The following is a 22,769-nucleotide window of genomic DNA, read 5'->3' as shown; positions in this document are numbered from 1 at the left end:
GTTAGGCGCTTTTTTTTATGTCTTTAATTTGAGGGGTAGATATACAATAAATTTAGCACCACCTAAGCTTGAGCTTTCTGCTTTACACTCTCCTTGGTGCCACGACACAATTTTAGCAACTATAGCGAGTCCTAAACCAAAACCACCGGTATCCTTGCCTCTACTTTTATCTAGTCGAGTAAAAGGTTTAAATACATTTTCTCGCTCAGCGGGAGCTATCCCCTCCCCATCATCTTCAACAATCAATACGATGTATTTTGTCTCTTGTAGCAATGTAATTTTGACTTGTTTATGGGTATATTTGAGCGCATTGCCAATTAAATTTTGAAATACTCGCGCCATAAAGTGACTATCACAGTAATAATTTAAATGCTCAGGGAGGTTTACGGAGAGCGTTGTTCGGGCTTCAAAGTTTAGCTTTTCAACAGTTGTTTTTACCAGCCCAGCTAAGTCACAGTTTATTGGCTGTAAACTAGGTTGTTGAGAGTCTAATCGCGCGTATTCGAGCATTTCAGAAACTAGTGACTCAAGCTCGCTAATGTCTGTTTGCATGTTTATTAAGTATTTCTCACCTTTTTCGTCAAGCATTTGTTCTTGCAGCATTACAATTGCAAACTTTAAACGTGCTAGTGGTGTTCTAAACTCATGCGACACCGATGAGGTAAGTTCTTGCTGCGCACTAAGTAAAAACTCAATACGTTGCTGCATTACCTTTAATGTATCAGTAATAGGTAAAAAGAAAGACTTAGAAGAGTCATTTAGTTGAAAGTCTTGCAAACCCTCTACCGCTTCACACGCTTTACGTAGCTTTGCAAAGTCGCGCCATAGTAAAAAGCTCCACAGCCCAACAGGTATACCTACAATAATAAGTAGTAATAAATACGGCCAAACAGAAGATGATTCCTGCGTTAATACACCTACCGGTCCTACTTGAAGTAATGAATCATTACCGAGTTCTACATACCAAACAATGCGTTGTTGCTTATCGTATAAGTATAAGTAGTGGTTTTGGTTGAGCTGCGATTGTTGTTTTTGAGGGAGTATTAAATCACGTCGTTCAATCACTTTACTTTCAAAGTTGTGCTTTAATTTTTTAAGACCATTTGGAGTTTGTGAGAGCAACCAGAGTGATTGCCCAAACTCATCGTCTAAGAAGACCTGTTGTTGCGACTCTTCGTAAGGCCACAATTGCTCTATAACACCGCTTACTACAAACAAAGAAACGATGATATATAAATATAAGCTGGTAAACAGTTTTCCCATTAAAGCCGACTAACCTTAAATAGTTCTAAAGATCCCATGCATCAGAAACAAATAAGTAGCCTTGTCCCCATACAGTTTTTATACGATACGGCTTATCGCTGTTGTCGCCTAATTTTTTACGAATTCGTGATACGCGTACATCCACAGTTCTATCAAGTCCATCGTATTGGCGGCCAATCATATGCTGGTGCACATGTTCTCGACTTAGTACTTCACCCGCATTTGACGCTAATAGCCATAGTAACTCAAACTCGTGCGAAGTTAATACAATCTCCGAATCACTTAGTTTTACAATACGACTTGTTTTATCAATGACTAAATCACCAAACTGGAGCTCTTCGCTTGATTTTACCATGGGTTGTCCACGACGCAGTAATGCATTAATTCGCGCTAGTAATACACGTGGCTCTGCTGGTTTTATTACATAATCATCAGCGCCAAGCTCTAAGCCAAGTACTTGGTCGAAATCTTCACCTTTAGCAGTCAACATTAAAATTGGTAGAGTAAATTTATCTCTTACTTGGCGGCAAACGCTAAAGCCATCTTTACCTGGCAGCATAACGTCTAAAATCATTAAATCGGGTGTATTGTTTTCTAAGTAATTAAACACTTCGTCACCACGGTCTAATACTTCGACTTCAAGGCCATTATGTTCAAGGTAATCTTTTGTTAGTTGTTGTAAACCGAGATCATCTTCAACAAGTAAAATTTTTGGCATTAGTTGCTCCTAAATTAAAAAAAGCTCCACGGAGAGCGAAGCCTACGCCTATTTTTTTTAGCATGGGCGCTTTGTACTTCAACCTGTGTTTTTGCTATTAACACACCCGTATGAGGATTGATTAAGGAGTATATGGTCTCCACCTGAACACGCGCTTTATAATTAAATTGCCCAGAAAGTTGTTGCTCCCAGCATTGAAGCCGTTGCTCTTGCTGATACAAACAGACATCACTGTAGGTGTTTAATTGCCATTTAAATTGTAAATCAAGATCGCAAAAACCCTGCTGTTCAGAGACAACGCAGACTTTTGGAGAAACGCTAAAAAAAGGGGTTTGTGCCACACTAAAACCACTAAAAAAAGTGGTAATAAAGACAACTAATATTAAATACTTCATATTAAAAAGTACGATCGAATCCTATAAATGCAGTCATTGAATAAGTACGTTCGAAGAGCGGACTGCCATCCATAGCCGAATAGTCGTAATATGCTACATGAAAACGAAGAGAGTCAGCCTTACTCAGAGGCCAACGGGCATCGATTTTAGCATAAGGTTGCCAACTACTACCAACGTCTATTTTGCCAAATTGAGTTTCACCCTCATTAAGTCCATAAAAATAGCTATTTAGTTCCGCAGATTTATAGTTTATTCCAAGTGTTGGCTTTATTTTGAGCTTTCCTATCACAGTATGATACTGCCACTGTAATGCTGCGCGTACACCTCGATAAACATCGGTTATATCATGCAGAGCCTGAACCGAAAAAACATGGTCTTCATTTACATAGTGATATGCAATACCCGCATCCAGTGCAATTTGCCGTTTATGTAAATTATCAATATCAACATAGCGAGAGGACGAGGCTTCATCTTGCATTACGAACTGATTGTTGAGGGCACTACTTTGTAGTGTAAATACATTTTTAGGGTGCCAGTCTATAAAAAAGCGAGACTCAGAGTTGAGTTCACCAACTAGATTAAAGTGATGCTTAGGGGTTTGCAAAAATGAATAACCAAGACGGCCATTATCAAAAAACCATTGATCTGCATAAAACGCAACTTGAGGAATAAGCACGAGCGGAATATTATCTCCACCATGCAAAGGGTTGGTTATAACTCCAGCCCCCACGCTTAAACTCAAATGCAGACGATCGGTTGTTATATCTTGCTCTGTATAATCGTCAGCATGCTTGCTTGCCTGTGTTGCTTGCACCGAAAGGCAAACAAACAAAGTGCTAAAACATAGAGCTGTTAATAATGAGAAGGCATACCGCATCAGCGTAAATCAAAGTATCAAAATAAGTGAGTTCCCCATACTAGCAAGGTCTTTTTAAACTAGCTCTAGCTGGTTACAATTATTCACAATTTGTATACAAAAATGTTAACTTTATGCTTTTCGGACTATTTATCTTTCAAGGTAGTTGTGTCTAAGGACTATATTTTGAGTTGCTTGTGTAATTTTTGACTAATAGTACTTTAAGATACTTTGAAAATGAGGCACTACGTAGCAAATGCAATTATTCAAATAAAAAATTACTAAGAGCTAACTCGCTACAGCTCTATTGGGTTTTACCTGCTTGTTTACCAAAACTGAAGTTGGATTAAATCGCCCTAAATTGAGCGGCTTTAACCCAAATAAATCAAAAACCTCTGGCACTTATTAAATATCAGGGGCTATTTCTATACGATTTCGTCCATGTGTTTTGGCAATGTATAAGGCTCTATCTGCACGCTCAACTAAAACAGTACTATTTGTAAATGGCCGTAAAATTGCTAAGCCAAAACTTGCTGAAATAGCACGTTTTGCAGTTACATCATGCTTTTTACGAATCGCCAATTTTGCTATTGCTAAACGAATACAATCTGCAAATGCTATTATATCGTTAATAGTGTCAAAGTAGGCTGTTATGCAAAACTCCTCGCCACCATATCTATACACATTTGCAGCTTCAGTTGTATTTTCTCTCACTTTTTTAGCAACTAGCCTAAGGACTTCATCACCCTTTTGATGGCCAAAATCATCGTTAAAGCGCTTAAAATGATCAATATCAAACATAATGAGTACGGCAAGAGAGTCTTCTTGCGCTTGCTCTGAGTATTCGAGGCAAAAGTTTACAATATCAGAATCAAACTTACCTCGATTATAAAAACCCGTAAGCGTGTCGGTATCGGCTGCTTCCTTTGAAATATTGAGTGCTTCTTTTAAATCTTTTATTTCATTGTAGGCAACGGCTAATTTAGTCTGAAACTCCCGAGCATAATCTTGCATTGCAATAGAATCGTCAGTTAAACGCTCAACACAACCTAGTATCTCATTGTAAGAGTTTACATCAACAAGCATATTTAATTCATTTTGTGAGTCGACTAAACTCGTCGTAAAGCTTTTAGAGTGATCAAGCGTTGTGCTTATATCTTGCTGAACTTGCTCCATAGTTGTATGAAATTTTTCAGTCATTTCTTGAAAAAAAACGAGATCGTCTTGCGTTAAATGTTTATCAAAAATTTCTTTTGCTTTGTCTTGTGAACATGTTTGTTGCAGAGCAATAACATGGTCTAACTCAGCATTTAATGAAGGTTTGTTTCCTTGAATATAACAGTACCAAATTGCATAGTTGATGGGTGTAACCGGCATTCGGTATTTTACCATCAAAGGAATCGCCTTTTTTAGGCATTGAGCAGAATGAGCAAGTGATACGGCGTGGTTCATAAATAAACTCTCAAGCGTCATTGTTTTTATTATTAGCGCTCAATGTTAAGTAATAGTAAACTTATACGCAACCTATATTCATACTATTTAACTAACTTGCTTATTCTCTGCGCGCATTAAATCGCTTTTGCATCTAAAGTTTGCGCAATATTCCACAAAGCACTGATTGCAGGGTCATTTAACTCTTTCCTTAATACTGCCAAACCAATATCAAACCCATCAGGCGCTTGCATTTTTGGTGTTAGTATTTGTACTTTATCTTGCAGCGGGCTGTTATCTAGCACTATTTTAGGAACCATTGCGACACCTAATCCTAAGCTCACCATGGATACCATTGCTTCGTGCCCAGCAACTTGTGCGTAAATTTTCCCGTGAATATTATTTTTGCGCCACCAGTGTTCTAACCTTTGGCGAGAAAAACCTTGTTCTGGCACAATAAATTCTAAATCAGACCAATTAATGTCATCACCATTCTGCGTTAGTTTTTGTGTGATCGGGCATTGAATTTTTGGTCCAATTAATAAAAGTGGAGAATGCCCTATATCTACAAAAGCAATTTGCGCCGGTAACTTATTTGGCTTAGCTGCAATAGCCATTAATTCATGCCCATCTAACACACGGTTTATAGCAAGTGCAGGGTCGCCTGTATTTAATGTTATTTCTATATACTGATGCTGCGCACGAAGTTGCTCTAATATTTGATGTAAAAAACTATAAGATGCAGTAACCGAGCAATAGATACTTACTTTGCCGTAAATATGTTGTTGTGGGTCTTTCACATTCGTTTTAAAACGCTGCCAATTAGCAAGCGTTGCTGTGGCGTAATCAATAAACGACTCACCCTCACGCGTTAATTTAACACTGCGGTTATCGCGTACAAATAATGCAACACCTACCTCTTCTTCTAAGTGTTTTATATTGCGGCTCAAAGTGGGTGCGCTTATATGACAAAGCTCGCTTGCGCGTCCAAAATGAAGTGTTTTAGCCAGTGCTAAAAAGTAGTTTAAATGTTTATGATCCATGCCAAACCCAGTATTTCATATTATGAAACACTTTAATTCAAATATATCATTTTACGCAAGCAACGATTTTACATATGGTGTTTGTAAGCGCAACAAACCTTGCGCATCTAACAAACATGACTTTATAGGACACTAACAATGGCGAATTATTTCAATACCTTACCTTTACGCGAGCAATTAGCGCAATTAGCGCAATGTGAATTTATGGACGCAGGCGAATTTGCCGATGGCGTTGACGCACTTAAAGGTAAAAAACTAGTTATTGTAGGCTGTGGCGCACAAGGTTTAAACCAAGGCTTAAACTTACGTGACTCTGGTCTAGATGTTTCTTACACATTACGTGCTTCAGCTATTTCTGAGCGTCGCCAATCATTTTTAAATGCATCTGAAAACGGTTTTACTGTTGGTACTTATGAAGAATTAATTCCTACAGCTGACGTAGTACTTAACTTAACGCCAGATAAACAACATACCGCTGTAGTAAGTGCAATTATGCCACTTATGAAAAAAGACTCTACCCTTGCTTACTCTCATGGCTTTAATATTGTTGAAGAAGGCATGCAAGTACGTGAAGACATTACTGTAATCATGGTTGCGCCTAAGTGTCCTGGTTCTGAAGTACGTGAAGAATACAAACGCGGTTTTGGTGTACCAACTCTGATCGCAGTTCACCCAGAAAATGACCCTCAAGGTCTTGGTTTAGCACAAGCTAAAGCGTATGCAGCGGGTACTGGCGGACATCGCGCAGGTGTACTTAAATCATCATTTATTGCTGAGGTTAAGTCTGACCTAATGGGCGAGCAAACCATTTTATGTGGCATGTTACAAACTGGCTCTATTTTATGTTTTGATAAAATGATAGAAAAAGGCGTTGATGCGGGTTATGCATCAAAACTAATTCAATACGGCTGGGAAGTAATTACCGAAGCACTTAAGTACGGCGGCGTTACTAACATGCTTGACCGCCTTTCAAACCCAGCAAAAGTAAAAGCGTTTGAACTAAGTGAAGAGCTAAAACTAATTATGCGCCCGCTTTATAATAAGCATCAAGATGACATCATCGACGGCACTTTCTCACGCACTATGATGGAAGACTGGAATAACGATGACGTAAACTTACTTAAATGGCGCGCAGAAACAGCAGAAACTAACTTTGAAAAGACCCCTGCTGGCGATGTAGAAATCTCTGAACAAGAATTTTTTGATAACGGTATTTTAATGGTAGCAATGGTTAAAGCAGGTGTTGAACTTGCATTTGAAACCATGACAGCAGCAGGCATTATCGAAGAGTCAGCTTACTACGAGTCATTACACGAAACGCCATTAATCGCCAATACTATTGCGCGTAAAAAGCTTTTTGAAATGAACCGTACTATCTCTGATACTGCAGAATACGGCTGTTATTTATATAACCATGCATGTTTACCATTACTTGCTGATTTTATGAAAAACGTTGATACAGACATTATCGGTAAAGGTCTTGGCGATCACAGTAACCAAGTTGATAACCAAACATTAATTCAAATTAACGCTGCATTGCGCGAACACCCAGTTGAGAAAGTAGGTGCTAAATTACGTGGCTACATGTCAGCAATGAAAAAGATTGTTTAACCCTAAACAATAAATGTTTCGCTTGTTAGAAACCAAGCCCGTATGCTTTTTGCATGTGGGCTTTTTTATGCCTGTTAATAAAACTTTAATCAATCTGGTATATCTTTGCCTATTCTGCTTAGCCAATATTTAGTTCCAAATAAATAATGTGCTAATATGTTTTTCTATTTAGTTGTAAAATTAATTAATATCATGACGATACAAAATCTTTCGATTACTCAAAAAATCACAGCTTTAGGTAGTGTTATTGCTATATGCGTAGCCGCACTGATTGGTTTGACTTCCCTACACAGCTCAGAGGATATTATTGAGCGACGTATGATTGAGTCAGAGCTCCCTAGTAAACTGCAAACAATCAGCAATCACATAGGCGGTGAAATCAACGAGTTACTCGGTGCTGCTCAGCAACTATCATCAAACGAATTTATTTTACAATGGGCTCAATCAAACAACCAAGACGATACATTACTATTAAAAGAATTAAATCGCGTTGCCCAGCAATACGATTTAGCCACAGCATCTTGGGCAAATAGAGACACTGCACAGTACTGGAACCAGAATGGGTTTTTGCGTGTGTTAAAAAACGATGCAGCCGATGGCTGGTTCTTTGCTTTTAAGCAATCAAAACAACCTTACTCTATCAGTATTTATCAAGAGTCAGCCAATGATGTGAAAATGTTTGTAAATCATCAGCAGGCTAATGGTACTGGTTTAGCAGGTCTTGCAAAAAGCATCACTGATATGCAAAAGCTATTACAGCAATTTAAAATTGAGCAAACAGGCTTTGTATTCATTGCAGATAAAAATGGTTTGATTCAGCTTCATAAAGATGCAAGTAAAGTAGCTAAAGCAAATATTGATGATTTGTATACTGCAAATATCCACAGCCAACTATTTAATAGTAATGGCTTTGCACTAGAAGAAATTAATTTAAATGGCGAACCGACACTTGTAGCTGCTATGCCTATTAAAAACACCGATTTATATGTTGTAGCTCAAGTGCCAAAAAGTGAAGTCTTCGCAAGCGTAAACACCCTGCAATGGCAAATATTTACTTTTACGGTAATTACAGCATTAGTTGCGAGTTTAATCAGTTATTTGCTTGCTCGCTCACTTTCATCTCCACTTTCTAAAATGGCTGAGTTATTTTCACGCCTAGGCTCAGGCGATGCAAATTTAGCGTACCGCTTACCAGAATCGAGCCAACCAGAGCTTAACAATCTAAGTAACGGCTTTAACCAGTTTATAAGTAAAATAGAAACAGCGATTACTCAAGTTGCCAGCGAAAGTCACGATATTAGAAAAAGCTCTGATCATGTATTTGAACAAGCAAAACGGAACTCCCAAGCAATAGACAACCAAAAAGAACAAACAATATCTGTCGCAGCAGCAATCAACGAAATGGGCGCTACAGTACAAGAAATAGCGCAAAGCGCAGCAAATACAGCTAAGTTAACCGATAACAGCCGCGAAAATACTATTCAAAGCCATAAACAAGTATTACAAAGCCAAGCAACTATATCAGCCCTTGCCAGCGATATTGATGGCATAACAGAGCAAGTTACTTTGCTTTCTAAAAAAACGGTTGATATTGCAAGTATTGTTGACTCAATTAGAGGCATATCGGATCAAACTAATCTACTTGCTTTAAATGCTGCAATTGAATCTGCTCGCGCAGGTGAACACGGACGCGGCTTTGCTGTTGTTGCTGATGAAGTACGTGCACTGGCAAACCGTACATCGCAATCAACCACCGAAATTCAATCTATGATTGAAGAGCTTACAAAAATATCTGATGATGTAGTTAATGATATTAGCCAATCGAAAGATAAAGCTCAGCAAAGCGTTGGTGCAATGCAAAGCTCTGTTGAATTACTTGATACGATAACCGAAACAGCAAATCAAATAAACGATATGGCTACGCTTATAGCGACTGCAACTGAGCAGCAAAGTAATGTGGTTGCCGATGTAAGTCGTAATATTGAGCAAATTAGCGAAATTAGCGATAAAGCAATGAGCGAACAAATCAATACAGAGCAAGCGATTCGCGACTTAGCCAACAGTGCACAAACACTTGATGCGCTTGTAGCTACCTTTGAAAAGCATCGCTAAGCGACTCTAATATTACACGCCAGCTATGAGCAAAAACTATATTCGAAGATAGTTTTTGCTCATAACGAATATGCTTAATTTACACAAACTAAGTACTTTTGCTATCGCCAGTATTAAATGCTGAAACGTACGCTTCCTTTTTAGCTCTAGGGAGCTTTTTTAATTGATACTCAAGCTTACTTGCTTCACTTTTATTACCTACTTGTTGTTGATGGATAAGTAAAAGAGGCCCTTTTCCTCTAAGGTTTTTAGCCCCTTTACCAGCTTGATGAGTTGCAAAGCGTTTTTCAACATTAGTCGTGATCCCTGTGTACCAATGACCAAATCGTGTTTCAACTATATATAAAAACCAAGTAGACTCAGTTTTTAAAATATTCGTTTCAATATGCTGTAAACTTTTTTCATTATCAGTGGTCAAAACATTACCTTAACGCCCTTAACATAAAACAATTGCTTAAAAGGGTTTTACCTTCAGTGACTAATCGGTATCATGCAGATTATAAAAAATAAGGATCACAACTAACAATGCAGTCGTTAAAAACTTTTTCTCTTTGGCTTATCGTCGCTTTAACACTTAGCTCAGCAGCTGGTTGCTCTAGCTGGGTATACCGAATTAACATTCCACAAGGTAACTTTTTAGAGCAATCGGATGTTGAAAAACTTCGTGTAAATATGACCCGAGAGCAAGTTGTTTATGTATTAGGTAGACCTATTGCCGAGGACGCCTTTGATAACAATACTTGGCGCTATATTTACAGCTTTAATAAAGGCCGTAAAAACGAACAAAATAAAGAGTTAGTAATTAACTTTGAAAATGAAAAGTTAGTTTCAATCTCAGGTGATTATGACCAACCTGAAAACTTTACTACACCGCTAGAGCAATAAACGTCTCAGGTAGTAAAAAAGGTGAGCATGGCTCACCTTTTTTATTGGTTTACTTAAAAAGCTTTTACCATTTTAAACGACGTTAGCGTGTGATTTAATCTGTTAAATTGTTCGAAGTTTATGCCGATTGGTATTACTTCTCGAGTGGGCGACCACCCGTTATTTTATTTGCACGCCCCTCTTCTTTTGCTTTTTCTGCACGTTTTCTGCGGGCATCTTTAGGATCTGCAATTAGTGGACGGTATATTTCTATACGGTCACCGTCTTTTAATTCATAGTTAGCTTTTACAGTTCGATTCCACACACCTAACGTTAGCGATGTGGCATCTATTTCTGGGCACTTTTCTATAATACCTGACTGAATAACAGCTTGCTCGACTGTAGTCCCTTGTGGCACTTCAATTGATAAACACGTGGCCGTGGTCGGTAATGCAAAGACCACTTCAACATTAATCATACTCGCGCTCCATAAACCTGTTTTGCACGTTGAGTAAATGCACTCACCATATTTTTTGCTACATCGTTAAAAATCTTTCCAAAGGCAAGCTCTATTAACTTACTTGAAAATTCAAACTCTAGGTGCAAATGAACCTTACATGCTTTGGCGTCAAGCTCTTGAAAATGCCAGCGCCCTTTTAACGTCTTAAACGGACCATCAACAAGGCGCAGTAACACGGTTTGCTCATCAACAAAGGTGTTTTCGGTGGTAAACCACTTTTTTATACCCGCCTTAGATATTTCTAAACTCGCGGTCATGTTATTATCGTGCTGTGAAACAATTTTTGAGTCTGAGCAATTTGGTAAAAACTGTGAATAAGCTTCTACATCATTAACTAGATCAAACATCTCTTTAGTGCTGTACATAACCAGCGCACTTTTTTCTATTTGTGGCATACTCACTCCCAACTGTGTGGGCGAATTTTAGCAAGCTTTGCGCGTTTCCCCAAATTTTCATGCTGCTTAAATTAAAGCTAAATTTTTAAAAGCATTATTAAAAAAATCGATGTAAAACATCTCACATTACGTATATTATAGGGCACTATGGCTAAGAAAAATTCATCAAAATCGACAAGTAATACCATCGCGCTAAACAAAAAAGCGCGACATGAGTATTTTTTACACGATAAGTTTGAAGCGGGTGTTGAACTACAAGGCTGGGAAGTTAAAAGTATCCGAGCTGGTAAAGTAAATATCACAGAAACTTATATTCATCTTAAAAATGGCGAAGCATTTTTACTTGGCAGTCAAATTCAGCCACTTATAAGTGCATCGACCCATGTAATTTGCGACCCGCTACGTTATCGTAAATTGCTATTAAGCAGACGCGAACTTGACCGTTTATTCGGTGCTACAGAGCGCGATGGCTATTCTTTAATAGCTACAGCGATGTACTGGAAAAACTGCTGGGTAAAACTTGAGTTTCATTTGGCAAAAGGTAAGAAATTACACGACAAACGCGAAGACGGTAAAGATAAAGACTGGTCGCGTGAAAAAGAACGCTTAATGAAGCATAAAGCATAAATAAAAACGCCTAATTTATTAGGCGTTTTTAATTTCACCTATATAAAAGCTCAAATAATACCAACTCTCTTAATTAAGTAATCTATTATGAGATGAGAAAATAGTGTCGATAACAAGACAAAACTTGTTATACCAATCTGCTTATATATGGGGTCTATTTAACGTTAAGAAAATTACGCTAGAACTAGGCAAAAATTTTTATATCTAGTTGTTCTAAATAAAAAATTTTTAACGACGTTATAGTGCAATTTAATTCGTTAAATTAATCAAAGATTTATGCAGGTTGGTATTACTTAGCCATTATCAGCAATTACTCCTGCATTACCCCACCTCCTGTATCTAGCAGTCGTAAATCAGAAAATTTCAATGCCTTTAGCATCAGCTTTAACCCCTCAAATTGATTAAGTATTACTGCGAATTGGTATTACATAATTGAGTAAATTAAAAGCAGAAAAACAAACATAAGTTTTAATTTATAGAAATAAATTATTACAAATTATTTTAATCATTAGCTATTCCACACATGGCTTCATCTAGCTATATAACAATTATTAACCCTATGTCCTATTCACGCTTAGTTTCACCTAGAAAACAAAGTATAAATAAGGTCATAAAACCCACAAAAAAGCATTAAAACTAATACTTAAATCACAAATCAAGCTAATTGCTAACACTTAAGTTACATGATATTAATACCCGCGCTTGTTAAGCAAATAATTTTATAATATATCAACAAGGACTTAAGGATGAAGCAATCAACTGCATTTACACCAAGCATTATTGTGGGCGCAACACTCGCATTATCAGCAGGTTTTACAACAACAGCCTACGCAGCAGAAGAAGCTAAAAAAGTAGAGCGAATTCAGGTTACTGGTTCTCGTATTAAGCGAACTGATATTGAAGGGCCTTCTCCGGTACAATCAATCGGTAGAGCTGAAATCGAAAACATGGGTTACGATAATTTACAGCAACTTCTAGAAAGAATGCCTGTAGCAGGTAGCGGTACTTTCTCTACTCGTGGTAACAACCAAGATTCAACCGCTAACGGTTCAGCTGCAGTAAGCTTACGTGGCTTAGGAGCCGATGCAACACTGGTATTAATTAATGGTCGCCGTGTATCAATTAGTGCCTTTGCTGAAGGTATCACCAACTCATTTGTAGATATTAACAGTATTCCTGTTTCTGCTATTGAGCGTATCGACATACTGAAAGATGGCGCTTCAGCTATCTATGGCTCAGATGCAGTAGCGGGTGTAGTTAACGTTATCTTAAAGAAAGATATTGATGGTGTTGAGATTAACCTAGGCTATGGCGGTACAGATGGTCCAAATTATGAAGAAACAACAGCAAGCCTAGTTTGGGGTACAACAAGCGAAAAAAGTAGTGCATCTGTTATTATCGATTACTTTAAAAACACATCTCTTTCTTCTGATGAAATGGGCAGCCTTGGCACTGCAAACCAAGCACCTTATGGTGGTGAAGATTTCCGTTCATCTCGTGGTTTCCCAGGCTACTTTTATGTGGATGGCGTTAAAACAATCGACCCTGACTGTCCTGCTGAAAATGCAACTTCAAGTGGTAGCTGTTTATTTGATTACGGCCCATATGGATATGTTGCCCCAGCATCTGAGCGTGTAGGCGCTATTTCACAATTTGAATACCGCTTTGATAACGGCATTACTGGCTTTTTAGAAATGGCTGTTCAGCATAACAGCTCTGTCGCTGCAGGTGCACCAACACCACTTGATGAAGATGCAGGCCTTACGGTACCCGCTAATCACCCAAACAATCCATTTGGTGAAGACATTCAAATTGGTCGTTACCGTACAGTAGATGCAGGCGCTCGCCAATGGGACATTGAGTCAGACACCTTACGCTTTGTTGCAGGGTTAAAAGGCGAAATAAACGATTGGAGCTGGGAGACAGCGGTACAAAAAGGTCGCAGCAAATCATTACAAACAGGCGATCGTACACAAGGCTGGGTACGCACCGATTTCTTACAACAAGAAATTGATGCCGGTAACTATAATCCATTCGGTGGCACATATAACGACCCAGCTGTAATTGACAGAATCACAACTAGCTTAGTGCGTCGCGGTGAGTCTCATATGACCTCTTTTGACGCTAACATTACAGGTGAAGCGTTTAGTTTTGGTGGCGAAGCTGTAATGATGGCCGCCGGTATTGAGTACCGTGAAGAAGATGTAAATGATATCCCTGATGATCAATTTCAACGTGGCTTAATATTTGGTACTGAATCAGTATCAGCTTCTGCTGATCGTGAACAATACGCTGCATATGTTGAGTTCTCAATCCCACTTGCTGAAAACCTCGAACTACAATTAGCCGGTCGTTACGATGATTATAGCGACTTTGGTACAACAACAAATCCAAAAATAGCTCTGCGCTGGGCACCGACTGATGAAGTAACGGTTCGTGGTTCTTGGGCGCAAGGCTTTAGAGCGCCTTCGTTAGCGCAAATAGGCTTAGGTCCATCACAAAAAAGCCAATTTTTTGTTGATACACAGCGCTGTGAACAAACAGGATTAGATTGCCAAGCACTTGATTACAACATTGAGTTCTCTGGTAACCCTGATTTACAAGCAGAAGAGTCAGAATCATGGAACGTGGGCGTTATCTGGGCACCAACAGCTGAGTTTGGTTTAAGTGTTGATGTATGGAGCATTACTCAAGATAATAAAATCGATGAAGAAGAATTTGGTCCTATTTATGCTGCAGAATGTGGTAACCAAAATAGTACCGTATGTGTTCGTTTAGCTCCTACAGGCGGAGCAAGCTTAGGCACAATACAAAAAATACACAGCACATTTAAAAATTTATCATCGCAAGAAGTGTCTGGTGTTGATGTTTCAGCAAACTATAACCACTCTCTTGATGACTTAGGTTTACTTAAATTTAATTTAGAGTGGGCATATCAAGATAAGTTTGAAAAAGATGGTCGTGATTACACGGGTGAATATGGCTACCCAGAGCATCGCTTTATTTTCTCAACCAACTGGGAAATTGGTGAGTTTAACACCAATGTAAATATCAGTTATGTAGGCGAATTTGAAGATACGCCTGATATCGACTTTGATGGCAATTTAGACTTTGATAGCAATACTTCACGTATGATTGACTCGCAAACGCTTGTTGATTTACAAACGTCGTACCGTATTACTGAATCAGCTAAAATATCTTTAGGTGTTAATAACTTATTTGATGAAGAGCCACCATTTGCAATTGGTGATGGCGATGGCGATTTATACGGTTATGCATCAGCTGTGCATAATCCTCGTGGCCGCTACTTGTACACTAAAGTAAGCTTTTCTTTCTAAATAAAAGACACAAAAAAACCGCCAATTGGCGGTTTTTTTATTTAAAACTAAGGGCTAAATTATAGCTCGCCTTCGTTTTCAGATAAGAACTTAGCAACGCCTTCAGGGCTTGCGTCCATACCTTTTTTACCTTCAGTCCAACCAGCAGGACATACTTCACCGTGTTCAGTGTGGAACGCTAGCGCGTCAACCATGCGAAGCATTTCGTCGATGTTACGACCTAGTGGTAAATCGTTCACTACTTGGTGACGTACATTGCCTTCTTCGTCGATTAAGAATGAACCACGAAATGCAACACCTGCTTCTGGATGCTCAACGTCATACGCTTTACAAATTTCGTGTTTAACATCTGCAACTAGTGCGTATTGAACTTTACCAATACCGCCGTCTGCAACAGCAGTGTTACGCCATGCGTTATGTGAGAATTGTGAATCGATAGAAACACCAATTACTTCTACGCCACGCTTTTGAAACTCTTCAAAACGCTTATCAAATGCAATAAGTTCAGAAGGACATACAAACGTGAAATCTAGTGGGTAAAAGAAGATAACTGCTTTTTTACCTTTAATTGTTTCATGAAGGTTATAGCTATCTACAATTTCACCGTTACCAAGAACAGCTGCAGCGGTAAAGTCTGGTGCCTGGCGGCCTACTAATACACCCATTTTATTCTCCAAATATTTTGAGTTTGTTTTCAATTGCTTTCGCAATGCTGGTACTTATATGGGCGCTAAAAATTAAAAACCAATAGCGAACACATATAATTAGTTGGCATTCTAAAGTTATTCACTACAAAAGAACAATCGCATTTAACGATGTGAGCAATCGAAAATAACGAACACTTGCAACTTGCACTAATCTGCTTGAATAATAGGTCTATTTTGAAGTGTAAATCACGCTGTAATTAGGTAGAGATTTTGACGTTACTGAAGAAGGGTTAATACATTAAATTATTTAAAAATTCATATATGTGGTATTAATTTTACAGGTACAAAAAAACCTGCAAATGCAGGCTTCTCGTTTAGATTTAATCCATTATATCTGAGGGCATATCGCCTCGGATTTTTTGCCAAATCTCACCTGTTTGATGACCGTATTTACGCATCATCGAAATAGCACCATCGTGCTCTTTATTTTCTGCCAAGATTGTTAAATCTTTATAAAACTGACGAGCAAGTTCACGAGTTCCAGCATCAGAGAAGTAATGACAACCAATCTTTGAATAAAAGCCTCTAAAACCGTTGAGTATTAATACATAAATACGGTTATTACCCGCAACGGCTAATTCATGATGAACTTTGTAATCGTAGTCAGCAAATGCCTGCGCAGTATCTTCTAGCTCATGACTTTGTGATAAAATTTCAATTACACGTTCAGGATTTAACTTAATTGCAGCACGTGTATAAATAGCACTAATATTAGTACGTGCAGATAAAAGCTGATCTGTCAGCTCAGGCATCTTGTCTTCATCTAAGCGCGCTAGTGTTTCAAGAATATTTAAGCCAGACGTTTCCCAAAAGTTATTTACTTTTGTTGGTTTACCATGCTGAATTGTTAACCAACCATCACGTGCTAAACGCTGTAATACTTCTCTCAAGGTCGTTCTTGTTACACCAATTAACTCTGAAAGTTCTCGCTCGGCAGGTAGAATTGAACCTGGAGGGAAATCGCCGTTCCAAATAGATTCAACTATATATTCTTCAGCAAATCCTGCTGGGCTTTTCGCTTTAAAAATTCTCATCCAGTTCCCACTCGAATTAATCAACACTCATCGTTTTACACGAATAACTGACTGATTGTACCAGACGAAGCATAACTAACAAGTAAAGTAATATATATTAATAAAGCAAATGAGTAGAAATTAAAGATTAATAAATAATAAATAATAAATAATAAAATTTAGGTTTTTCTAATATAGCTACAATGTATAAATATACAGAGCAATATTCATTGTAGGTACATTGTAATTATTGGTATTTTTTATTTACACCATACCTAGCTTAATCAACTTAAAACACATAAGTACATTAAAAAGGAACACCTATGCAACAGAGCGTTCTAACCGCAACTTTAAAGAATTGATTAGACAATGTACCATGTAGTATAAGTAAGCGATATAACTAAGCTTATGTATCAATGGGAACTAAGTAGAGCGTCATGTAGCCTCTGCTGAGGCTGCATTGAGTGGTCAATAATTTCATCTTATAAAAAGCGACTTCGGTAGCTTTTTTTTCCTTTTTGTTGCCGCATACATTATCCTAGGTCATAATCTAACGTCTTATTTAAACGCGGAATTTTTATGAACTGGCTTGCCCAATTACCCACCCAACGTACCCCGTGGCTTTTATTTACAGCTATCGTTTTTTTACTTGAAGTGACCGCCCTTTTCTTTCAATACCAAATGGGATTGGCGCCTTGCATAATGTGCATATATCAACGTACAGCCGTACTGGGTCTATTAGGCGCAGGAATCGTAGGTTCGACTAAACCACAGAGCAAAGCAGTTCGTATATTAGCGTATGTAATTTGGGGTGTATCGAGTGTTTGGGGATATTTAATTGCTCGCGAGCATATTGATATGCAAACCACCACGGACCCTTTTGCATTTAGCTGTGAGTTTGAACCAAACTTCCCATCGTTTATGCCGTTACATGAATGGATACCTAGCTTTTTTCAGGCGACCGGGGATTGTGGAAATATAGATTGGCAATTTGTTGGTTTGAGCATGCCTGCTTGGATGGAAATTATATTTGGGATTTTCTCACTAACACTATTTATTATAGTTATTGGCCGTTTATTAATTAAAAAGTCGATTTGATATGTTTACATTTTTTTCAAGCCAATTGGATGAGCTTAAGCACCTAAAGGTACGCAAGCGTCAGGACGTAATAGCACTTTCTTTAAGTATGTTATCGCCAACTGATAAAGTGTTACTACGTATTATTAAATTAATATTACTAAGTCCACTATTTTTAATATTCACGGTATTTAAAGGTTGGATATTAATCCCGTTTTTGATACTCGGCGGACTTTGCTACCCACTTTTAACAACACCTATTGAAATCAACTTTGCTAAAAAACACTTAAGCGATGCATTAAAACAATTTAATCAGGGCGCATAGCGCCCTGATTGTTATCTACTGCTATTAAAGTGAAATTTTCCCCTCTAATTTGGCTAATAGTTTTTTACCAATTCCTTTAACTTGCGATAAATCACTGACGCTTTTAAATTCGCCGTTTCCTTCACGATAATCCACAATTGCCTGCGCTTTTTTCTTACCTATACCTGGTAGCTTAGCAAGCATCTCTGCATCGGCATTATTTATACTAATTGTCTCAACTTGAGGCATTTGCTTAGTTACTTCCGATAGTTGTGCATATACGGTAGTTGCAGGTAGTAAGCATAGTAAGCTTATTATGAATAAATTTTTTAACGTTTTCATCAAACTTGTCCCTATTCTTCTTTTCTTAATTTTGAATGTTGCTCAGGAAAACCAAAAAGTAAGGAACTGAAAAGCTCATCATTTAAAGTGTACCTAAACGCATTATCACTATGATCCGAAATCCTGAAAATGCAGCTGGTACAACAAGTGATTGCTTAACTAAAGTAAAGTTACCGTTTTTTGTCAAATTTAAGACACCTAAAAATTAATACTTCGCGCTTGCAAATTTACGCCCAAACCATTACTGTACATAAAAACAGTAATCTAATGGTTTTTACAAACCACGGTGCCAAGCAATTTTGCAGGAGAAATCATGGCTGTTGTTGTTAAATATGTTGTAGAACGAAACGGAGTCGAGCGTATGACGTTTACTACCAAAAAAGAAGCTGATGCTTATGACAAGATGCTCGATATAGCAGAATCACTTGAGCTAATGCTAGAAAAGGTAGACGTACCGCTCAGTGAGCAACAAATTGAATCACTTGCTTTAGAAATAGCGAAAAGCAAAGATGACTTTATGACCATATTAAAGGGCGGCAAAGATCCAGTTGTTACCAAAGCGCCAGCAAAAAGTAAAAAGTCAGATAACGTTGCATCAATTGAAGATAACAACGATAAAAAAGCAAGTTAACTCGTAGATTGCCCTCTCCTCGGACGGGACAAACTAAATAAAAAAGGGAGCAACTTAGTTGCTCCCTTTTTTATTATACCAATTCGCTTAATTCAGTGATCTATTTTGAGGATGGAAAAACGTGTTGATAGCTAGGCAAAAAATTTGATATTTAGTTGTTCTAAATGATAATTTTTTAACGCCGGTAGCAACACGTTTAGCACCGCAAAATGATTAAGTACTATCGCGGATTGGTATTACTTACTACTCATTTTAAAATGAATAGTAATTGCTATTTAAAGCCCTTTTTCTACTTCATCAAATAAAGCAGTGATGTTTTGCTCTGGCTCTTTTGTTACTAAGCTAACAACAACAATTGCGATACTCGCTAAAATAAAGCCAGGTACTATTTCATACATAAAGCTACTTAAACTTTCACCATTAATAGTAAACGGACCATAAATCCAAACAAGCACTGTAAACGCACCTACTAACATACCAGATAAGGCGCCAGCAAAATTCATACGTTTCCAATAAAGACTAAACAATACAAGTGGTCCAAAAGCAGCACCAAAGCCAGCCCATGCATTACTTACTAGGTCTAAAATAGAGCTATCTCTATCGTACGCTAAATAAATTGCAAACAGGGCAACAAATGCAACGCTAATTCGACCAACAGTAACTAATTCAAAGTCGCTAGCATCTTTACGTAAAAATGTTTTATATAAATCTTCAGTCAATGAACTTGAGCTTACTAGCAATTGCGATGAGATAGTACTCATTATAGCAGCCAAAATTGCAGCTAGTAAAAAGCCAGCAATAAGTGGGTGGAACAATAACTCAGAAAGAATTAGGAAAATCGTTTCAGGATCTTCAACTACAATATTATTTTCATAAGTATAAGCAGCACCAAATATACCAGTACCAACAGCACCAAGGGCAGCAACAATCATCCATGTCATACCAATACGGCGAGCTTTAGGCATATCCTTAACACTACGTACCGACATAAAACGAACGATGATATGTGGTTGACCAAAATAACCTAAACCCCATGCCATTGCAGAAATAATACCTAATGCAGAGCCTGCTCCAATCCAGTTAAGCATATCTGGATTTACACTATGTAAAGTAGATTCCAGAGGTTGTTCAAGTAAAGAGTATGCAACAGTAGGCACTAGAATCAGCGCGATGAACATGATACAACCTTGCACGAAATCAGTTAAGCTAACCGCTAAAAAAACACCAAACAAAGTGTATAAAACAACAACACCCGTTGTAATGTATAAACCCACTTCATAACTTAGACCAAATGAGCTTTCAAACAATTTTCCGCCGGCTACAACACCAGATGACGTGTAAAGAGTAAAGAAGACTATAATCACAACAGCTGATACAACACGTAATAAGTTTGACTTATCATTGAAGCGATTTGAGAAGTAATCTGGGATTGTTATAGAGTCATTTGCTTTTTCAGTGTACACACGTAATCTAGGTGCAACTAACAGGTAATTTAACCAAGCACCAATCACCAAACCAATTGCTATCCATGTACTACTAAAACCAGTAACAAACATCGCACCAGGTAGGCCCATTAAAATCCAGCCACTCATGTCAGACGCACCTGCAGATAGTGCAGCAACACTTGGTGATAGATTTCGTCCACCTAACATGTAACCTGATACATCGCCAGTAGATTGCTTATATGCATATAGTCCGATACCCAACATTACAACAAAATATAATGCTAATGAAATAATCATTCCTGTTTCCAAATTAGCCTCCGCATAATTATTAATAACAGGCTCTTGATCCGAATATTGACTCTTAAAATATTATAATAAAGACACTATTAGGATAAAAACCATTCTCGCTGACTATATCATGCCTAACAATAAAATCTCCAACTTGTTGCTTCCAGCTGATACAAAAATACTCATGTTGAATAATTTTAAAGCGAATTGGTAAAATATAATAAATTAAATAGAAGAAACACCTTAATTTATAATGATAATTTATTAATCATGCAAATATACGTAATGCTATTTTGAATCTTTTTGCCATATATTAATACAATACCCAATTACATCACTCTTACGGAACTGTTTATGTATTTTTACGCTGCACGTCAACCGATTTTAGATAGAGATAAAAAACTTATCGGTTATGAGCTTTTATTTCGTGATGGCGTTGATAACGTATTTCCCGATATAGATGGTGACGAAGCAACAACACGACTTATAGAGGGTAGCCAGTTTAATTTTGGTTTAGAAGATTTAACCGACAATAAACCTGCCTATATAAACTTCACCCTAGAAACACTATCAAAGGGTTACCCTACACTACTAGGTAAAGACACTATAGTTGTAGAAATACTTGAAACTATCCAGCCTGGTAAGCGTTTATTAGCTATCGTTAAAGATTTAAAAGATAAAGGTTACACTATTGCTCTTGATGACTATATTCATCAACCTGTATGGCGTCATTTTTACCCATTTATTGATATTATTAAAATAGACTTTTTAGCATCCGATATAGATACAATAAAAACGGTTCTAAACGATTTAAAACCGCACTCACATATTAAGTTACTTGCCGAAAAAGTAGAAACCTATGAAATTTACCAACAAGCTTTAGAGCTTGGGTTTGATTATTTCCAAGGATTTTTCTTCTCAAAACCTGAAATGGTACAAAGTAAGGCTCTACCACCATCAGAAATGGCATTAGCTGAATTACTTTACGAAACATCAAGTGTTGATATGGATCTTAAGAAAATCACTGATGTGTTTGAACGTGATGTAAACCTATCTTATAAATTACTTAGGTATTCAAATTCTGCCGCATTTGCAAGACGCGCAGAAATAAGTACCATTAAGCAAGCTCTTATAGTGCTTGGCGCCAATGAAATTAAAAAGCTATTGTCACTACTGTTTGCAGCACAAGTATCAGCAGATAAACCTGTAGAGCTAATTAGGCTATCGCTTACGCGCGCTCGATTTGCTGAATTGCTCGCTATATCCCATGGGCAGTTTAAAGATACCGGCATGGCATTTTTAACCGGTATGATGTCGCTAATGGATGCTATTTTAGATGAGAGTATGGAAAGCGTCATGAAAAAGCTTCCACTTTCTAATGATATAAAAGCAGCGCTATTAAACGATGAAGGCTTGCTAGCAAAATATTTAAACTTAGTTAAATACTACGAACAAGCAAACTGGTCAGCTGCAAACGAGCTAACGAAAGAGCTAAATCTAGGTGAAAAAGTTCCCGATGCTTATCATGAAGCGCTAGCTTGGGTTAATGAACAAATGCAGTTAGTAGTGAACGAAAAATAAACTACCTGAACTCTGGTTAAGATATTTAAATTTATTTTTCTCTAGCCAGAGATTTTCAGTGAAAACAAGGCGAACTTACGCGTCAATAGTTGACCTATTGCAAGTAAATTCAACGTAGTTAGCGCTGAAAATAACTGCTCGAGATAGATTTATTATCCAGAGTTCAGGTTAAATATATAAACAGCAAATAAAAAACGCCAGCATTAGT

At 37.6% G+C, this 22,769-nt stretch carries 22 protein-coding genes; 9 read left to right on the top strand and 13 right to left on the bottom strand.

The features are described 5' to 3' along the window. Positions 1-15: 15 nt before the first annotated feature. The 6 genes from P20429_RS07855 to ilvY form a co-directional block, all read right to left on the bottom strand. On the bottom strand, positions 16-1,263 hold the full coding sequence (locus P20429_RS07855) for an ATP-binding protein (protein WP_007584134.1): 1,248 nt from the start codon (positions 1,261-1,263) through the stop codon (positions 16-18). A 25-nt stretch (positions 1,264-1,288) separates the two neighbouring features. Beyond that, entirely contained in the window at positions 1,289-1,981 is a 693-nt protein-coding gene (locus P20429_RS07860) for a response regulator (RefSeq protein WP_007584133.1), read from the bottom strand. Between the two features lie 14 nt (positions 1,982-1,995). Further along, positions 1,996-2,376 (bottom strand): DUF3019 domain-containing protein, encoded by a 381-nt coding sequence (locus P20429_RS07865; protein WP_007584132.1) that lies wholly within the window; start codon positions 2,374-2,376, stop codon positions 1,996-1,998. Position 2,377: 1 nt separating this feature from the next. Beyond that, entirely contained in the window at positions 2,378-3,190 is an 813-nt protein-coding gene (locus tag P20429_RS07870; protein WP_007584130.1) for a MipA/OmpV family protein, read from the bottom strand. 447 nt (positions 3,191-3,637) lie between these two features. After that, the gene (locus P20429_RS07875) at positions 3,638-4,684 is read right to left on the bottom strand and encodes a GGDEF domain-containing protein (protein WP_193371818.1); all 1,047 of its coding nucleotides are present in this window, start codon (positions 4,682-4,684) and stop codon (positions 3,638-3,640) included. 116 nt (positions 4,685-4,800) lie between these two features. Next, positions 4,801-5,706: an HTH-type transcriptional activator IlvY gene (gene ilvY, locus P20429_RS07880; protein WP_007584128.1), complete on the bottom strand. Its 906-nt coding sequence runs from the start codon at positions 5,704-5,706 to the stop codon at positions 4,801-4,803. Positions 5,707-5,844: 138 nt separating this feature from the next. Between ilvY and ilvC the strand changes: the two genes are divergently transcribed. Beyond that, positions 5,845-7,317: a ketol-acid reductoisomerase gene (ilvC, locus tag P20429_RS07885; RefSeq protein WP_007584127.1), complete on the top strand. Its 1,473-nt coding sequence runs from the start codon at positions 5,845-5,847 to the stop codon at positions 7,315-7,317. A gap of 192 nt (positions 7,318-7,509) precedes the next feature. After that, positions 7,510-9,429 (top strand): methyl-accepting chemotaxis protein, encoded by a 1,920-nt coding sequence (locus P20429_RS07890; RefSeq protein ID WP_033026896.1) that lies wholly within the window; start codon positions 7,510-7,512, stop codon positions 9,427-9,429. Between the two features lie 88 nt (positions 9,430-9,517). Here the strand turns inward: P20429_RS07890 and P20429_RS07895 are convergent, their stop codons facing one another. Continuing rightward, the gene (locus P20429_RS07895) at positions 9,518-9,847 is read right to left on the bottom strand and encodes a GIY-YIG nuclease family protein (protein ID WP_007584123.1); all 330 of its coding nucleotides are present in this window, start codon (positions 9,845-9,847) and stop codon (positions 9,518-9,520) included. A gap of 107 nt (positions 9,848-9,954) precedes the next feature. On the opposite strand from P20429_RS07895, the gene P20429_RS07900 reads away from it, so the two are divergent. Continuing rightward, positions 9,955-10,314 (top strand): outer membrane protein assembly factor BamE, encoded by a 360-nt coding sequence (locus P20429_RS07900; protein ID WP_004335706.1) that lies wholly within the window; start codon positions 9,955-9,957, stop codon positions 10,312-10,314. A gap of 133 nt (positions 10,315-10,447) precedes the next feature. On the opposite strand, the gene P20429_RS07905 is transcribed toward P20429_RS07900, so the two are convergent. Continuing rightward, positions 10,448-10,771 carry an RnfH family protein gene (locus tag P20429_RS07905; RefSeq protein WP_007584122.1) on the bottom strand — a complete coding sequence of 108 codons (324 nt, stop codon included), beginning with the start codon at positions 10,769-10,771 and terminating at the stop codon, positions 10,448-10,450. Beyond that, the gene (locus P20429_RS07910; protein WP_007584120.1) at positions 10,768-11,208 is read right to left on the bottom strand and encodes a type II toxin-antitoxin system RatA family toxin; all 441 of its coding nucleotides are present in this window, start codon (positions 11,206-11,208) and stop codon (positions 10,768-10,770) included. The genes P20429_RS07905 and P20429_RS07910 overlap by 4 nt, the downstream gene beginning before the upstream one ends. A 147-nt stretch (positions 11,209-11,355) precedes the next feature. Between P20429_RS07910 and smpB the strand changes: the two genes are divergently transcribed. Together smpB and P20429_RS07920 are read left to right on the top strand one after the other, a co-directional pair. Continuing rightward, entirely contained in the window at positions 11,356-11,835 is a 480-nt protein-coding gene (gene smpB / locus P20429_RS07915) for an SsrA-binding protein SmpB (protein ID WP_007584119.1), read from the top strand. A gap of 746 nt (positions 11,836-12,581) precedes the next feature. Beyond that, positions 12,582-15,173 carry a TonB-dependent receptor gene (locus P20429_RS07920; protein ID WP_007584118.1) on the top strand — a complete coding sequence of 864 codons (2,592 nt, stop codon included), beginning with the start codon at positions 12,582-12,584 and terminating at the stop codon, positions 15,171-15,173. A 59-nt stretch (positions 15,174-15,232) separates the two neighbouring features. On the opposite strand, the gene P20429_RS07925 is transcribed toward P20429_RS07920, so the two are convergent. Beyond that, a complete protein-coding gene (locus tag P20429_RS07925; protein WP_007378637.1) occupies positions 15,233-15,838 on the bottom strand; it encodes a peroxiredoxin in 606 nt (201 codons plus the stop codon). A gap of 362 nt (positions 15,839-16,200) precedes the next feature. Then, complete coding sequence (gene fadR, locus P20429_RS07930; RefSeq protein WP_004335692.1) at positions 16,201-16,914, bottom strand: fatty acid metabolism transcriptional regulator FadR; 714 nt, start codon at positions 16,912-16,914, stop codon at positions 16,201-16,203. A 558-nt stretch (positions 16,915-17,472) separates the two neighbouring features. Here fadR and dsbB point away from each other — a divergent pair. Beyond that, positions 17,473-17,991 carry a disulfide bond formation protein DsbB gene (gene dsbB / locus P20429_RS07935; protein ID WP_007584117.1) on the top strand — a complete coding sequence of 173 codons (519 nt, stop codon included), beginning with the start codon at positions 17,473-17,475 and terminating at the stop codon, positions 17,989-17,991. Position 17,992: 1 nt separating this feature from the next. Next, a complete protein-coding gene (locus P20429_RS19650) occupies positions 17,993-18,295 on the top strand; it encodes a DUF6170 family protein (protein WP_010553884.1) in 303 nt (100 codons plus the stop codon). 24 nt (positions 18,296-18,319) lie between these two features. Here P20429_RS19650 and P20429_RS07940 read toward each other — a convergent pair whose 3' ends face one another. Beyond that, positions 18,320-18,616, bottom strand: a complete 297-nt coding sequence (locus P20429_RS07940; RefSeq protein ID WP_007584108.1) for a ComEA family DNA-binding protein — start codon at positions 18,614-18,616, stop codon at positions 18,320-18,322. 313 nt (positions 18,617-18,929) lie between these two features. Between P20429_RS07940 and P20429_RS07945 the strand changes: the two genes are divergently transcribed. Beyond that, on the top strand, positions 18,930-19,247 hold the full coding sequence (locus P20429_RS07945) for a YebG family protein (RefSeq protein ID WP_007584105.1): 318 nt from the start codon (positions 18,930-18,932) through the stop codon (positions 19,245-19,247). A 275-nt stretch (positions 19,248-19,522) separates the two neighbouring features. Here P20429_RS07945 and putP read toward each other — a convergent pair whose 3' ends face one another. Continuing rightward, positions 19,523-21,001 carry a sodium/proline symporter PutP gene (putP, locus tag P20429_RS07950; RefSeq protein WP_033026891.1) on the bottom strand — a complete coding sequence of 493 codons (1,479 nt, stop codon included), beginning with the start codon at positions 20,999-21,001 and terminating at the stop codon, positions 19,523-19,525. A gap of 333 nt (positions 21,002-21,334) precedes the next feature. On the opposite strand from putP, the gene P20429_RS07955 reads away from it, so the two are divergent. Beyond that, complete coding sequence (locus P20429_RS07955; protein ID WP_007584100.1) at positions 21,335-22,561, top strand: EAL and HDOD domain-containing protein; 1,227 nt, start codon at positions 21,335-21,337, stop codon at positions 22,559-22,561. Positions 22,562-22,769: the final 208 nt, after the last annotated feature.

Source organism: Pseudoalteromonas sp. BSi20429, assembly GCF_000238895.1.
In the GTDB taxonomy this organism is placed as follows: domain Bacteria; phylum Pseudomonadota; class Gammaproteobacteria; order Enterobacterales; family Alteromonadaceae; genus Pseudoalteromonas; species Pseudoalteromonas arctica.
Note: the sequence above shows the minus strand (reverse complement) of the source record. Positions and strands in the feature narration are given on the sequence as shown.

Bases quoted from the DNA above. Each gene is read 5' to 3' on its own strand.
- P20429_RS07855 (WP_007584134.1), bottom strand. From the start codon at position 1,263: ATGGGAAAACTGTTTACCAGCTTATATTTATATATCATCGTTTCTTTG.
- P20429_RS07860 (WP_007584133.1), bottom strand. From the start codon at position 1,981: ATGCCAAAAATTTTACTTGTTGAAGATGATCTCGGTTTACAACAACTA.
- P20429_RS07865 (WP_007584132.1), bottom strand. From the start codon at position 2,376: ATGAAGTATTTAATATTAGTTGTCTTTATTACCACTTTTTTTAGTGGT.
- P20429_RS07875 (WP_193371818.1), bottom strand. From the start codon at position 4,684: ATGAACCACGCCGTATCACTTGCTCATTCTGCTCAATGCCTAAAAAAG.
- ilvY (WP_007584128.1), bottom strand. From the start codon at position 5,706: ATGGATCATAAACATTTAAACTACTTTTTAGCACTGGCTAAAACACTT.
- ilvC (WP_007584127.1), top strand. From the start codon at position 5,845: ATGGCGAATTATTTCAATACCTTACCTTTACGCGAGCAATTAGCGCAA.
- P20429_RS07890 (WP_033026896.1), top strand. From the start codon at position 7,510: ATGACGATACAAAATCTTTCGATTACTCAAAAAATCACAGCTTTAGGT.
- P20429_RS07900 (WP_004335706.1), top strand. From the start codon at position 9,955: ATGCAGTCGTTAAAAACTTTTTCTCTTTGGCTTATCGTCGCTTTAACA.
- P20429_RS07905 (WP_007584122.1), bottom strand. From the start codon at position 10,771: ATGATTAATGTTGAAGTGGTCTTTGCATTACCGACCACGGCCACGTGT.
- P20429_RS07910 (WP_007584120.1), bottom strand. From the start codon at position 11,208: ATGCCACAAATAGAAAAAAGTGCGCTGGTTATGTACAGCACTAAAGAG.
- smpB (WP_007584119.1), top strand. From the start codon at position 11,356: ATGGCTAAGAAAAATTCATCAAAATCGACAAGTAATACCATCGCGCTA.
- P20429_RS07920 (WP_007584118.1), top strand. From the start codon at position 12,582: ATGAAGCAATCAACTGCATTTACACCAAGCATTATTGTGGGCGCAACA.
- P20429_RS07925 (WP_007378637.1), bottom strand. From the start codon at position 15,838: ATGGGTGTATTAGTAGGCCGCCAGGCACCAGACTTTACCGCTGCAGCT.
- fadR (WP_004335692.1), bottom strand. From the start codon at position 16,914: ATGAGAATTTTTAAAGCGAAAAGCCCAGCAGGATTTGCTGAAGAATAT.
- dsbB (WP_007584117.1), top strand. From the start codon at position 17,473: ATGAACTGGCTTGCCCAATTACCCACCCAACGTACCCCGTGGCTTTTA.
- P20429_RS19650 (WP_010553884.1), top strand. From the start codon at position 17,993: ATGTTTACATTTTTTTCAAGCCAATTGGATGAGCTTAAGCACCTAAAG.
- P20429_RS07940 (WP_007584108.1), bottom strand. From the start codon at position 18,616: ATGAAAACGTTAAAAAATTTATTCATAATAAGCTTACTATGCTTACTA.
- P20429_RS07945 (WP_007584105.1), top strand. From the start codon at position 18,930: ATGGCTGTTGTTGTTAAATATGTTGTAGAACGAAACGGAGTCGAGCGT.
- P20429_RS07955 (WP_007584100.1), top strand. From the start codon at position 21,335: ATGTATTTTTACGCTGCACGTCAACCGATTTTAGATAGAGATAAAAAA.